General features: G+C 61.8%; 11 protein-coding genes. 5 read left to right on the top strand and 6 right to left on the bottom strand.

All coding sequences use genetic code 11. The features are described 5' to 3' along the window. Positions 1–118 precede the first annotated feature (118 nt). Entirely contained in the window at positions 119–1,609 is a 1,491-nt protein-coding gene (gene amaB / locus KSS97_RS03980) for an L-piperidine-6-carboxylate dehydrogenase (RefSeq protein WP_217861128.1), read from the bottom strand. A 180-nt stretch (positions 1,610–1,789) separates the two neighbouring features. On the opposite strand from amaB, the gene KSS97_RS03975 reads away from it, so the two are divergent. From KSS97_RS03975 to nadE, 3 genes are all read left to right on the top strand, one after another. Next, positions 1,790–2,698: a LysR family transcriptional regulator gene (locus KSS97_RS03975; RefSeq protein WP_030140139.1), complete on the top strand. Its 909-nt coding sequence runs from the start codon at positions 1,790–1,792 to the stop codon at positions 2,696–2,698. Positions 2,699–2,813: 115 nt separating this feature from the next. Next, a complete protein-coding gene (gene pncB / locus KSS97_RS03970) occupies positions 2,814–4,040 on the top strand; it encodes a nicotinate phosphoribosyltransferase (protein WP_030140140.1) in 1,227 nt (408 codons plus the stop codon). A gap of 4 nt (positions 4,041–4,044) precedes the next feature. Next, positions 4,045–4,872: an NAD(+) synthase gene (gene nadE / locus KSS97_RS03965; protein WP_030140141.1), complete on the top strand. Its 828-nt coding sequence runs from the start codon at positions 4,045–4,047 to the stop codon at positions 4,870–4,872. Between the two features lie 117 nt (positions 4,873–4,989). On the opposite strand, the gene azu is transcribed toward nadE, so the two are convergent. Continuing rightward, complete coding sequence (gene azu, locus KSS97_RS03960; protein ID WP_030140142.1) at positions 4,990–5,436, bottom strand: azurin; 447 nt, start codon at positions 5,434–5,436, stop codon at positions 4,990–4,992. Between the two features lie 341 nt (positions 5,437–5,777). Between azu and KSS97_RS03955 the strand changes: the two genes are divergently transcribed. Next, a complete protein-coding gene (locus KSS97_RS03955) occupies positions 5,778–6,365 on the top strand; it encodes a cytokinin riboside 5'-monophosphate phosphoribohydrolase (RefSeq protein ID WP_217861127.1) in 588 nt (195 codons plus the stop codon). A 69-nt stretch (positions 6,366–6,434) separates the two neighbouring features. Then, positions 6,435–6,620, top strand: coding sequence for a hypothetical protein (locus tag KSS97_RS03950; RefSeq protein WP_198797208.1), 186 nt, complete (start codon positions 6,435–6,437; stop codon positions 6,618–6,620). Positions 6,621–6,704: 84 nt separating this feature from the next. On the opposite strand, the gene KSS97_RS03945 is transcribed toward KSS97_RS03950, so the two are convergent. The 4 genes from KSS97_RS03945 to KSS97_RS03930 all read right to left on the bottom strand — a co-directional run bounded on the left by KSS97_RS03945 (position 6,705) and on the right by KSS97_RS03930 (position 14,027). Further along, entirely contained in the window at positions 6,705–7,082 is a 378-nt protein-coding gene (locus KSS97_RS03945; RefSeq protein ID WP_030140145.1) for an NUDIX hydrolase, read from the bottom strand. A gap of 47 nt (positions 7,083–7,129) precedes the next feature. Beyond that, the gene (locus KSS97_RS03940) at positions 7,130–8,023 is read right to left on the bottom strand and encodes a transglutaminase family protein (protein WP_030140146.1); all 894 of its coding nucleotides are present in this window, start codon (positions 8,021–8,023) and stop codon (positions 7,130–7,132) included. Beyond that, positions 8,023–10,509 (bottom strand): circularly permuted type 2 ATP-grasp protein, encoded by a 2,487-nt coding sequence (locus tag KSS97_RS03935; protein WP_030140147.1) that lies wholly within the window; start codon positions 10,507–10,509, stop codon positions 8,023–8,025. Before KSS97_RS03935 ends, KSS97_RS03940 begins: the two co-directional genes overlap by 1 nt. Before the next feature lie 224 nt (positions 10,510–10,733). Continuing rightward, on the bottom strand, positions 10,734–14,027 hold the full coding sequence (locus KSS97_RS03930; protein ID WP_217861126.1) for a transglutaminase family protein: 3,294 nt from the start codon (positions 14,025–14,027) through the stop codon (positions 10,734–10,736). Between the last annotated feature and the right edge of the window lie 121 nt (positions 14,028–14,148).

Here is a 14,148-nt window from a genome sequence, read left to right as displayed (position 1 = left end):
CTCATTGTGGGAGCGAGCTTGCTCGCGATGGTGGCAGATCAGTCACATCAGAAGCGACTGGCACACCGCTATCGCGAGCAAGCTCGCTCCCACAGGGACACACTTCGTTGACTGGTTCTCAGTCGAACGTAATCCCCTGCGCCAACGGCAATTCCAGCGAGTAGTTCACGGTGTTGGTCTGGCGGCGCATGTAGCCGCGCCATGCATCGGAGCCGGATTCGCGACCGCCGCCGGTTTCCTTTTCGCCACCGAAGGCGCCGCCGATTTCCGCGCCGCTCGGGCCGATGTTGACGTTGGCGATGCCGCAGTCACTGCCCACCGCAGACATGAACTGCTCGGCTTCACGCACGTCGGTGGTGAAGATGCATGACGACAGGCCTTGGGGCACGGAGTTGTTCAGGTGCAGCGCTTCGGCGAAATCCTTGTAGCCGACCACATAAAGGATCGGCGCGAAGGTTTCGTGGCGCACCACGTCGCTCTGCTCCGGCATCTCGACGATGGCGGGCGAGACGTAATAGGCATTCGGGAACTGGTCTTCGAGCTGGCGCTTGCCACCAAATACCCGCCCGCCTTCGCTCAGGGCCTGCTCCAGCGCGTCCTGCATGTTCTCGAAACTTTGCTTGTCGATCAGCGGCCCCACCAGGTTGCCTTCCAGTGGATGACCGATGCGCACTTTCGAATAGGCGGCCTTGAGGCGGGTAACGATTTCTTCCTTCACCGACTCATGGGCGATCAGCCGGCGCAAAGTGGTGCAACGCTGCCCGGCAGTGCCGACGGCGCTGAACAGGATGGCGCGCACGGCCATGTCCAGGTCAGCGCTCGGGGCCAGGATCATGGCGTTGTTACCGCCCAGCTCGAGAATGCTGCGGGCGAAACGCGCCGCGACTTTCGGCGCTACTTCGCGCCCCATGCGAGTACTGCCGGTGGCGCTGATCAACGCCACGCGCGGGTCGTCGACCAAGGCTTCGCCGGCATCGCGGCCGCCGATGATCACTTGGCTCAGGTACGGCGGCGCATCACTGAAATTGTTCAGCACGCGCTCGAACAGCGCCTGGCACGCCAGGGCGGTCAGCGGCGTCTTTTCCGAAGGCTTCCAGATCACCGAGTTGCCGCAGACCAGGGCCAGCGTGGTGTTCCAGGCCCAGACCGCCACAGGGAAGTTGAAGGCGCTGATCACACCGACCACGCCCAACGGGTGCCAGGTTTCACGCATGTGATGCCCAGGACGTTCGGACGCGATGGTCAGGCCGTATAACTGGCGCGACAGGCCGACGGCGAAATCGCAGATGTCGATCATCTCCTGCACTTCGCCCAGGCCTTCTTGGGTGATCTTGCCCGCTTCCCACGACACCAGCTCGCCGAGGTCGGCCTTGTATTCACGCAGCAGGTCGCCGAACTGGCGCACCAACTCGCCACGACGGGGCGCCGGCACCTTGCGCCACAGGTCGAACGCATGCTCGGCCCGACTGACCTGCTGCTCGACTTCAGCAGCGCCTTCCCAGCTCACCGCACCGATGCGACTGCCATCGATGGGCGAATGCACAGGCTGTGTGCCGTTCTGGTACAGGGCCGGGACGACGCCGAGACGATCAAGCAATGCAGCAATCATGGGGAAATTCCTCAAGCGAAAGACAATGGGTTGGCAGCCGGATGAACACGGCTGATCAGACCTGTAGTTGTAGCTGGCCCGAGACTTGCCAACAAACGACCTTTAAGCGAGATATCATTCCGTTTATTCATGCTGACCTGATCACGGGACAAGCAGAGCGACCAGAACCAAGGCCCCGTCATGCTCAATAAACGTTATTTGCCGTCGATTACAGCATTGCAGTGCTTCGAAGCAGTGACCCGCCACCTGAGCTTCACCCGCGCCGCCGAAGAGCTGAACTTGACCCAGAGCGCCGTCAGCAAACAGGTCGCGCAGCTGGAAGAGCTACTGCAGCACCTGCTGTTCCGGCGCGTGCGTCGACGCTTGCAGCTGACGCCTGCTGGGGATCTGTATTTGGGCGAAGTACGAAAAATCCTCACCCAAGTGGAGATGTCGACTCATTACTTGCGATCCTACGGAGGCGACACCGAAGTACTACGAGTCTCCACGCCGCCGACATTTGGAGCCCGCTGGCTGGTCCCTCGCCTCAAGGGTTGGCGCCTGCGTCATCCGAGCATTCACTTGGATCTCTGCAGCGAGCAGGAGGCCGACGACTTGCAGCAGGGGCGCAGCGACCTGGCGTTCTATTTCGGCCAGGCCTCACGGCCCGGGACTGAGTCCTTGAAGCTGTTCGGCGAAGAACTGGTGCCCGTCTGCGCACCGGGCAGCCTGCCGGAGCAGCCTTTCACCGATCCTACGCAACTGGCCGACCTGGTCCTGTTGCAAAACGCCTCGCGACCCCAGGCCTGGCACGACTGGTTCGATGACCAGGGCTACCACACCGAACACAGCTACCATGGGCCGCGCTTCGAAACCTTTTACATGTGCATCCGCGCCGCCCAGGTCGGCTGCGGCGTTGCGTTGCTGCCGAGGTTCCTGGTGGAGGAAGAACTGGCCGACGGAAAACTGGTCATCCCCTGGCAACATGCGATGCCCAGCACCAACGCCTATTACCTGGCGTATCCGGAACATTCGGCGGAGGTGCCCAAGGTGCGGCTTTTTGTGGAGTGGATGCTTGAGCAGATCGACAATGCTGATGCATCGCAATAGACGCCTCGCCACAAAAAAACACTGGCAATACCTATGAGGGTTATGCGCCACTAGCCCTTTCACCATGAACTGCCGTGCCGCTGCCGCCGCAGCTACTTGTCTGGAGATTGCCGTTATGAGCGAGAGCGTGTTTGCCGATCGCATCGTGCAGAACCTGCTCGACACCGACTTCTACAAACTGACGATGATGCAGGCGGTGCTGCATAACTACCCTAACGTCGAAGTGGAATGGGAGTTTCGTTGCCGTAACAGCGAGGACCTGCGTCCGTACCTGGCGGAGATCCGCTTCCAGATCGAGCGCCTGGCCGAGCTGAGCCTGAGCGCAGACCAGTTGAGCTTCCTGGAGCGCATCAGCTTCATGAAACCGGATTTCCTGCGTTTCCTGGGCCTGTTTCGTTTCAACCTGCGCTACGTGCACACCGGCATCGAAAACGGTGAGTTGTTCATCCGTCTGCGCGGGCCGTGGTTGCATGTGATCCTGTTCGAAGTGCCATTGCTGTCCATCGTCAGCGAGGTGCGCAACCGCTATCGCTACCGTGAAATCGTGCTGGAGCAGGCGCGGGAACAGCTTTATCGCAAGTTCGACTGGCTGAGCGCCAACGCCAGCGCCGATGAACTATCCGAGCTACAAGTGGCCGACTTCGGTACCCGCCGTCGGTTCTCCTACCGAACCCAGGAAGAAGTGGTGAACGTGCTCAAGCACGACTTCCCCGGACGCTTCGTCGGCACCAGCAACGTGCATCTGTCCCGGGAGCTGGACATGAAACCCCTGGGCACCATGGCCCACGAGTGGATCATGGCCCATCAGCAACTGGGCCCTCGGCTGATCGACAGCCAGATCGCCGCGCTCGACTGCTGGGTCCGCGAATACCGAGGCCTGCTGGGCATCGCACTGACCGATTGCATCACCATGGACGCCTTCCTCAAGGACTTCGATCTGTTCTTCGCCAAGCTGTTCGACGGCTTGCGCCATGACTCGGGCGACCCGGTGATCTGGGCGGAAAAAGCCATCGCCCACTATCACCAGTTGGGCATCGACCCGATGAGCAAGACCCTGGTGTTCTCCGACAGCCTGACATTGCCCAAATGCCTGGAGATTTTTCGGGCGTTGCGTGGTCGCATTAATGTGAGCTTCGGTATCGGGACCAACCTGACCTGCGACATTCCAGGCGTGGAGCCCATGAGCATCGTGCTTAAAATGATCAGCTGTGACGGGCAACCCGTGGCCAAGATTTCAGACGAGCCCGGCAAGACCCACTGCAAGGACCCGAATTTCGTCGCCTATATGCGACATGTTTTCCAAGTACCTGCCGCCCTTACTGGCACATCAAGCAAGGAGTGAATTCATGCAAGCCGTACAGCGTGAGATAGCTGAACAGCTCAACGTCCAGCCACCGTTCGCCGATGACGCCGCCCTCAAGGCCGAAGTCGCTCGTCGGGTGAGCTTCATCCAGGATTGCCTCGTCAATTCAGGGCTCAAGAGCCTGGTGCTGGGTATCAGCGGCGGCGTTGATTCGTTGACCGCAGGCCTGTTGGCCCAACGTGCCGTGCGTGAGCTGCGGGAGAAAACCGGCAACGCGGCGTACAAGTTCATCGCCGTGCGCCTGCCGTATGAAACGCAGTTCGACGAGCACGAAGCCCAGGCTTGTGTCGATTTCATCGAGCCGGATGAGCGCCACACGGTCAACATCGGCCCGGCGGTCAAGGCGCTGGCCAAGGAAGTCCTCGCATTCGAAGGCAAGGGGCCCGGCTCGCGGGATTTCGTGCTGGGCAATACCAAGGCGCGGATGCGCATGGTGGCGCAATACACCATCGCCGGCGCCGAGCAAGGCCTGGTGATCGGCACCGACCATGCGGCTGAAGCGGTCATGGGTTTCTTCACCAAGTTCGGTGACGGCGCCTGCGACCTGGCCCCGCTGAGCGGGCTGGTGAAAAACCAGGTCAGGGCGATTGCCCGCGACTTTGGCGCACCGGAATCATTGGTGGAAAAAGTCCCCACCGCCGACCTCGAAGACTTGTCGCCGGGCAAGCCGGACGAAGCTGCCCATGGCGTGACCTACGGCGAGATCGACGCGTTCCTGCACGGCCAACCGATCCGCGAAGAAGCCGCGAAGATTATTTGCGACACCTATCGCAAGACCGAGCACAAGCGCGTGATGCCGTACGCGCCTTGACCACCATTTGGTGGGCAGTCCCCTGTGGGAGCGAGCTCGCTCCCACAGGGGTCGGGTATTTACCAGGTATAAAAAAGCGCCCTGCACGGGGGCGCTTTTTTTGTACCTGAAATTTGATTATTTCAGGGTAACGGTGCCTTTCATCATCGAGATGTGGCCTGGGAACGAGCAGAAGAAACCGTACTTCTCGGAAGCGCTGAGTTTCGACACGTCGAAGGTCACCGAATCTTTCTCGCCGGCACCGATAATCTTGGTGTGGGCAATGATGCGGGCATCGCCTTCCTTCAGGTAGTTCTTGTCGATGCCGGCGCCCAGGCCGTCGGTGGCAATCGGCTGCATGTCAGCCTCTTTGCTCAGCACCCAGTTATGGCCCATGACATTCTTCGGCAAGCTGCCGGAGTGAGTCAGCTCAACGGTGAAGGTCTTGCAGCTCTTGTCGATCTCGATGGCCTTGGTGCTGAAGGACATCTGGTCGGTCGAATCGATGGTGGTCGTGCACTCCGCTGCCATCAGTTGGCTGCTAGCCAGCGTCAACAGGGATACTGCTACAAGTTTGGCGAACATCATGAATCTCCAAGGCATGGTTAACAAAATTCCGTCAAAGGGGAAGACTGCCTGATTTTCCGACAAGTTCCTATGACCTGTGTCAAAGATTGTATACAACTTAAGCCTATCAGCCTGATGGACAGAATCAACCAGCCATAAGTATGACGCGCCCCTATGATCAGCCCCATCACCTACTGGAGCGATCGTCATGAACTTCAACAGCCTGTTGTGCAGCTTGCTTGCCGCCTACGCCTGCGGCGCCAGCGGCACCTATGAAAAACCCCGCCGCGAGGTTTGATTTCCTTGCGCATTAGCGGGCAGGCTTTACTCTGGACCGGTTACCGACCATGGAGTAAAGCATGTCCATCGCCTCTGTTTGTGTATTTTGCGGCGCCAGCACCGGCAGCCACCCAGCTTATCGCGAAGCCGCCCAGGCCCTGGGGCGGGTGTTGGCGGAACGAAAGCTGACCCTGGTCTATGGCGGTGGCGCGGTGGGCCTGATGGGTATCGTCGCCGATGCGGCCCTCGCGGCGGGCGGCGAAGTGATTGGCATCATCCCGCAGAGCCTGAAGGACAAGGAAATCGGCCACAGTGGCCTGACGCGCCTGGAAGTGGTGGACGGCATGCACGCGCGCAAGGCCCGCATGGCCGAACTCAGCGACGCCTTCATCGCCCTGCCTGGCGGCCTCGGCACCTTGGAAGAACTGTTCGAAGTCTGGACCTGGGGCCAGCTCGGCTACCACGGCAAACCGCTGGGTCTGTTGGAAGTGAACGGCTTCTACAGCAAGCTCACCGGCTTTCTGGATCATATCGTCGGCGAGGGTTTCATCCGTGCGCCCCATCGTGACATGCTGCAAGTGAGCGACTCACCGCAAAACCTGCTCGACGCGCTGGACGAATGGCAGCCATCGATCCAGCCGAAGTGGGCCGAACAAAAACCCAACTAACGTCTCGACCCCGATACAGGGCAGAATACGCGCCGCTCAAACCTCACCTTCGACCCCAGAGGATCGCCCATGGCCAAACCCAATTATTCCTTCGCCAAACGTCAGAGAGACTTGGCCAAGGAGCAGAAGAAAGAGGAAAAGCTCCAGCGCAAGAAAGCCAGCGCAGAAGAAGCAGCACTGAACCCGGATGCCGAAGGCGACGTGGCGGCAGAAGCTGATGTCGATGCACCGAAAGATCAGGCACCCGACGCCTGAAATCCCCACTTGGACCGATGATCGATCCGGTCCAACGGTTTGTGTCCAGGGCTGGCAGCCTCGCTGCCGGCCCTTGCAAACCCCCTATATCCCCAACGCCTTGACGATCGACAAGCGATAGCCTTCAGGCAAATTGGCCGGCAATCGCCCCGGTTCGAACATCCCGATCTCCTTGTGCTCGTGACTGATCACCGGCACGAAACCGCCCAGCAATTGGCAGCGGTAGGTGGAGATGAAAACGTGCTTGCCTGGGATCACCTCGAACAGATACGAATCCAGTGGCTCTCCCACGCTGACCTCGACCGCCAGTTCCTCGGCAATCTCCCGGGCCAGGCATTGCGGCGCCGTTTCACCCAGTTCGATCCGCCCGCCGGGCAGTTCCCATTCGTCCCGCTCGTTGAGCATCAGCACAACCAGGCCTTCGGGGGATTGCAGCACACCTTTGATCGATACCGGGAACATGGGTAAACCTCATTCATCCATGTGACACATAACCACAATTAATCCCCTTATGACTCCAACGGCATCACCGTCACCCGCACTTCGGGATCATGGGTACCGCCCCCCAGGATTACCCCGCGCAACGGTGACACGTCGGAAAAATCCCGGCCCCAGGCCAGGGTGATGTGTTCCAGGGCCGGCTGCACATTGTTGGTCGGGTCGAAGTCCACCCAGCCCAACACCGGGCAGAACACCGACACCCAGGCGTGCGAAGCATCGGCGCCTATCAGGCGGGCCTGGCCGGGCGGTGGCTGGGTCAGCAGATAGCCGCTGACGTAACGCGCCGCCAATCCGCGGGATCGCACACAAGCCAGCATCAGGTGGGCGAAGTCCTGGCAGACGCCGCGGCGTCGCTCCAGCACTTCCACCAACGGCGTCGCGACCTGGGTGGCCTCGGCGTCGAAGGTGAACTCTTCGAAAATCTTCTCCATCAATGCCTGGACCCCGACCATCAGCGGTCGTCCCGCCGGAAAACAGCTTTCCGAGAATTCCACGAAGCTGCGCTTGAGGTGCACATAGGGCGATTCGAAACGGTAGCGACAGGCGTCCAGTAACCGCGCCGTCAGCGGTCGGCCGCTATAGGTCAACGCGTCACGGGTCGAATCCCAGGCCGGCGACAGATTGAAATCCAGTTCAGGGCGCGCCAGCACCTCGACGCTCAGGCGGGCATTGACCAGCAGTTCATCGTGAGGCCGCTCGAAGGCCAGGCGGGTCAAAGGATTGCCGAACACGTCCTGCTCATCCCGACGGGTCGTCGGCTCCGGACTGATCAGCAACTGCTGTTCGGTGCAACGCTGCCAATCACAGGCCCGTGGCCACAGATGGGCCAGTTGCTGCGCCAGGGACACTGGGCTGTCGTAGTGGTAATGGGTGTCGTGGAGGATCTGGTAACGAGCATTCATCAGACGGACACCGTGCGTTGGCTGACGTCATCGACGTGGGCAAAATGGCGCAAGGCCAGGCGATCGGAAACCTGGCCGCTGACATCGGCCACTTCCTGCAACAGCTCGGCCAGCCCGTCGAGTGCCGCGCGCAGGCTGGCTTCGCCGAATAGCGGGTTTTCCAGGCAGCGCAGGTCGAAGCGCGACAGGCGCGTCACCAACTCCGGCAACGCGGTATCCCTGGGCGCGCCAAAATCATCGTTCAGGCGCTTGAGGGTGCGGGCCACCAGTTTCAATTGGAAGAGCACCGCATGGGGGTTCTGTTCGTCCAGCAGCAACAGGTCGAGCACCGGGATCAACTGCGCCACCGCCAGGTAGCGCGAGCGGTAGGTGATGCTGCTGTTGCCCAACTCCAGCAGCCACTCCAGCCCGGCCTGATCGAACACCGCTTCGCCCCGCAAGAACGCCGCCAGGCTGGCGCTGAGAAACTGCAGGCGCTCCAGGCGCCGGCCGATCATCAGGAAGCGCCAGCCCTCGTCGCGGGTCATGTCGTCCAGGGCGAACCCGGATAACGCCGCCAGGGACATCACCAAGCGATTGAGGAAATCCAGCAACTCACCGAAATCCGGTTCACTGGTTTCCAGTTCCACGGCTTCGCGCTGCAGCTCCACCAGCGCCTGCCAGTTTTCCCGCGACAGCTTGCCGCGAACCTGCGAAGCCGCCCACTGCAAGCGCTGCAGGTTGGAACGCAGGCTGAAAGACCAGTCATCGCCGAGCATGGCCGCCATCAGGCGTTCGGGCAGCTCGCCCTCTTCGGGCAACAGCATCAGGCTTTCGCCCAGGGAGACCGCCGATTGCAGCGCCTGTGGGTCATCACCGTCGACATACCGCGCCAGCATGATCCGCAGGAGGCGAGCGCTGTCGTCGCAGCGCTCGCAATAACGACCGAACCAGAACAGGTTCTCGACGACTCGCGACGGCAAGTACGGATCGCGGCGCACCAGGTCATGAACGCCGACGGTGCGCTGGGCCTTCCATTGCTCGCCGCCGGGCGCTTGCTCGCCAAGCACCCACGTGTCCTTGCTGGCACCGCCGCGCTGCATCGACACCACCTCGGCATCGGCCTCGGCGGCCACGCGGGTCAGGCCACCGCGCAGCACGCGATAATCGTTTTTCCCGGACACGGCGTACACGCGCATGCCGATGGCCCGGGGCTGGATCAGGCCATCCTCGGCCTGCCATACCGGCGCCTGGGACAGTTGCGCCAGCTCTTGGGCGACGTAGGCATAAGGCCGCGCCTGCATGCGTGCCGCCAGTTGGGCACGCTGTGTCTCGTCCAGGTCTCGACCGAACACGGGGGTGAAACTCTGGGAGGGAAATGCCGGCTTGATCAACAGCTGGGGTAATTTCTCCAAGGCCTGGGCCAGCACTGGCGGTTCACCGCACCACCAGGTGGCGATGGAAGGCAGCATCAGTTCTTCGCCGAACAGATACTGGTTGATCTTCGGCAAGAACCCCAAGAGCCCTGGCGATTCCAGCACACCGCTGCCCAGGGCATTGGCCACCAGCACCCGGCCCTGGCGCACCGCTTCCAACAACCCGGGCACGCCCAGGGCCGAATCGGTGCGCAACTCCAGCGGGTCGCAGAAGTCATCGTCGAGCCGGCGCATGATCGCGTGGACCCGACGCAACCCGCTGAGGGTCTTGAGGTAGACCGTGGCGTCCCGGACGGTCAGGTCACCGCCCTCCACCAATGGGTAACCGAGCTGGCGCGCCAGGTAGAGATGCTCGAAATAGCTCTCATTGAAACGCCCGGGCGTCAGCAGCACCACCAGCGGCGGCTCGCCGTCACTGGGCGCCTGCCGTGCCAGCGTCTCTTGCAAGGTCCGGAAGAAACCGGACAGGTGCTGCACCTTCAGGTCGCGATAAAGATCGGGAAACGCCCGGGACACGATCGTCCGGTTTTCCAAGGCATAACCGGCCCCGGAAGGCGCTTGGGTCCGATCCGCAGTCACCCACCAGCGACCATCGGGCGTGCGCGCCAGGTCCACGGCATACAGGTGCAGAAAGTCGCCATCCGGCGGCGTGATGCCTTGGCAAGGCCAGAGGAAATTGTTGTGGCCGAACACCAGCTCCGCCGGCAACAGTCCTTCGCTGATCAGCCGCTGCGGTCCGTACAGGTCGGCCAGTACCGCATTGAGCAAACGCGCGCGCTGGGCGATGCCGGCCGACAGCAGCTTCCATTCCTGGGCATCGATGACGTGGGGCAGCAGATCCAGCTCCCAAGGCCGATCGGCGCCCTTCGGGTCCGCATAGACGTTGTAGGTGACGCCGTTTTCCTGGATCTGCCGGGCCAGCAACGCCTGGCGCTGGAGCAGTTGCGCGGGTGTACTGCGCTGCAATTGGTCGAACAGCCGCCGCCAGTGCGCGCGCACCGCACCGCTGTCGTCCAGCAATTCGTGATAGGTGCCCGTCGTCAGCGGGTAACGGTCAAGCAGGTCAGGCATGGAAAGCTCGGCAGGACGGCAATGATAGGTGAGACTAGCGCAAGCGTATGACGCCCGGATAGGTGTGTTTGTGTTGGATCCAGCCTGGGTTTGCACGCTGCAATCCTTGTGGCGAGGGAGCTTGCTCCCGCTGGGGCGGTCCGACGTCTGGGGCGCAGCAGCCCCGAGATCTTACGGTCGCTGCGCAACCGAGCGGGAGCAAGCTCCCTCGCCACAAGGTCCAGCTAGCTTTTTGAGGTCCCGTGAAAGCGCCGCAGATCGAGCGTGAAGGGGAATTCGTCATCCGTCGCCAGATCGGGGATCGGAAGTTTCCCCGGCGTGTGTCCAATACGGAAGAAGCGCGCCATCCGCCGACTCTCAGCCTCGTTGGCGTTCACCGGCAGGCTGTCATAGTTGCGCCCGCCGGGATGCGCCACGTGGTATTGGCAACCGCCCAGCGAGCGTTGCATCCAAGTGTCGAGCACGTCAAAGACCAGCGGCGCGTGGACCGGGATGGTCGGCTGCAAGCAGTTGAACGGTTGCCAGGCGCGGAAACGTACCCCGGCGACAAATTCGCCTACGCGACCGGTTGGCTGCAATGGCACCGGCACGCCATTGCAGGTCAACAGATAACGTTGTGGTGCCAACCCCGTGAGCTTGATCTGCAAGCGCTCCAGGGATGAGTCCACATAACGCACCGTGCCGCCCGCCGAGCCCTCTTCGCCCAACACATGCCAAGGCTCCAGCGCCTGGCGCAGCTGCAGCTCGATACCGTTGACCGCATAATCGCCGACCTTGGGGAAGCGGAACTCCAGGTGCGCGGCAAACCAGTCGGCGCGCAGCGGATAACCCGCGGCATTGAGTTCCTCGATGACCTCGGCGAAATCCTGCTCGATGAAGTGCGGCAGCAGGAAACGATCATGCAGCTCGGTGCCCCAGCGCGCGAGTTTGGCCGGCGCATAGGGCTCACGCCAGAACCGCGCCACCAGCGCCCGCAACAGCAATTGCTGGGTCAGGCTCATGCGGGCGTGGGGCGGCATTTCGAAAGCGCGCAACTCCAGCAAGCCGAGACGCCCGGTGGCGCCGTCCGGCGAATAGAGCTTGTCGATGCAGAACTCGGCGCGATGGGTATTGCCGGTCACGTCGATCAACAGGTTGCGCAGCAGCCGATCGACCAACCACGGCGGGCATTCCTCGCCGGGCTGGGGCATTTGCGCGAAGGCGATTTCCAGTTCGTACAACGCGTCATTGCGCGCCTCATCCACCCGCGGAGCCTGGGACGTCGGGCCGATGAACAACCCGGAAAACAGGTAGGACAACGACGGGTGGTTATGCCAGTAGCTGATCAGGCTGCGCAGCAAGTCCGGACGTCGCAGGAACGGTGAGTCAGCCGGTGTCGCGCCACCCAGTACGAAATGGTTACCGCCACCGGTACCGGTGTGCCGGCCATCGATCAGAAATTTCTCGGTGGTCAGTCGGTTCAGTCGTGCTTGCTCGTAAAGAAACTCTGTGCGCTCGACCAACTCATCCCAGCTCGCCGAAGGCTGCACGTTGACCTCGATGACACCCGGGTCCGGCGTGATGCGGAAGTTGCTCAGGCGCGGGTCGCTCGGCGGCTCGTAGCCCTCCAACAGGACAGGGCAATCCAGCTCTTGCGCGGTCGCTTCGATGGCGCTGACCAGTTCCAGGTAATCCTCGACCCGTTCCAGCGGCGGCATGAACAGGTACAGCCGCCCTTCCCTGGCCTCGGCGCAGAAGGCGGTGCGGGTCAGCCAATCGGCCGATTCGTCGATCTTCGGCACGCGCTCGTGTTCCAGTGCCGGCTCGCCGTGACGGTTCAGTTGCTCGGTACCGGGCAACTCGGGCAAGTCCTGGTTCGGGTCGGTGGGATGGATGAACGGATATTCGGCCGCCGTCACCCAGGGCTGGGACGCCAGTGGCAAGCGGTAGCCCAAGGGCGAATCCCCCGGTACCAGCCGGCAATGATCGTCGCGCAAGTACCAGCGCCCGCTTTGCCATTGGTCGCCCTTGGCGGTTCGGGCCAGCGGCAGGACCTGGCCGATCACTTTACCCAGCCCCTGGCTGAAGACCTTGCGCAACCGCGCACGCTCCAACGGGTCTTCCAACCGGGAATCCTCGGCCGTCACGTTCGAAGGCAACGTGCCTTCGCGCCAGAGATAATGGAAATTGTCTTCGTAGGCGGGAAACACAAACCGCGTAGGAATGTTCAAGCGTTCAGCGACACTTGCCAGAAAACGACCCGCCAACTCGCCATCGGCGCCGCAGTCCTTCTGCTCGTCGGCAATCAATGCGCTGTCATGCCAGATCGGCACTCCGTCGCGCCGCCAATAGCAGTTGAGCGACCAGCGCGGCAATTGCTCGCCGGGGTACCACTTGCCCTGGCCGAAATGCACCAGCCCTTGCGGCGCGTAATGCTCGCGCATGCGCTGGAACAGCTCGGCGGAAAGGCGGCGCTTGTCCGGCCCGAGGGCAGCGGTGTTCCACTCGGCGCCGTCCGGGTCGTCGATGGACACGAAAGTCGGTTCACCGCCCATGGTCAGGCGCACGTCACCGTCCTGCAGGTCGGCATCGATCTGCCGGCCCAACGCCTGGATCGCCAACCATTGTTCTTCGGTGTAGGGCTTGGTGACCCGCGGCGCTTCCCAAATCCGTTCGACGGACATTTCGTGGCTGAACTGACACTCGCACGGCTCCACCAGACCGCTGATCGGCGCCGCCGAGGACGGATCAGGACTACACGCCAAGGGAATATGCCCTTCGCCCGCGAACAACCCGGACGTGGCATCGAGGCCGATCCAACCGGCGCCGGGCAGGTAGACCTCGCACCAGGCATGCAGGTCAGTAAAGTCCACTTCCGTACCAGACGGGCCGTCGAGGCTTTTCACATCAGCGGTCAACTGGATCAAGTAACCCGAGACAAACCGCGCCGCCAGGCCCAAGTGACGCAACAGCTGCACCAGCAACCAGGCCGAGTCACGGCATGAACCGGACGCGTGCTCCAACGTATGTTCTGGCGTCTGCACGCCGGGTTCCATGCGGATCAGGTAGTTGATGTCTTCGCTCAGGCGCTGGTTGAGCGCCACCAGAAAATCCACCGCCGGCAGCGGCGTGCGGTCGATGCCGTCCAGGTAAGCCTTGAACTTCGGCGTCAGCGGAAGCTTTTCCAGGTAGGGCATCAGCTCGTGTTTTTCGTCAGCCGCGTAGGTGAACGGGATTTTCTCGGCGTAGGGCTCGAGGAAAAAATCGAACGGATTGAACACCGCCATCTCGGCGACCAGATCGACCTCGACCCGCAGCTCATTGGTTTTTTCCGGGAACACCAGCCGCGCCAGGTAATTGCCCTGGGGATCCTGTTGCCAATTGATGAAATGCTGATCGGGCGAGACTTTCAGGGCATAGGAAAGAATACGCGTGCGGCTGTGGGCCGCCGGGCGCAGGCGAACGATCTGCGGACCGAGTTCGACAGCGCGCTCGTAGCGATAGTGTGTGACATGGTGCAAAGCGACATGAATCGACACGGCGTGCCTCCTGCGGAGCCTGGGCGTTATCGAAAGCGGCGCAAGACTTATGCCATGCAGGCAGGCCGGACACTTTCAACGTCTACTCAGGGCAGTAGAGCACTAAAACCGCGCGATGCCT

This window comes from Pseudomonas alvandae (genome assembly GCF_019141525.1).
GTDB lineage: Bacteria > Pseudomonadota > Gammaproteobacteria > Pseudomonadales > Pseudomonadaceae > Aquipseudomonas > Aquipseudomonas alvandae.
Note: the sequence above shows the minus strand (reverse complement) of the source record. Positions and strands in the feature narration are given on the sequence as shown.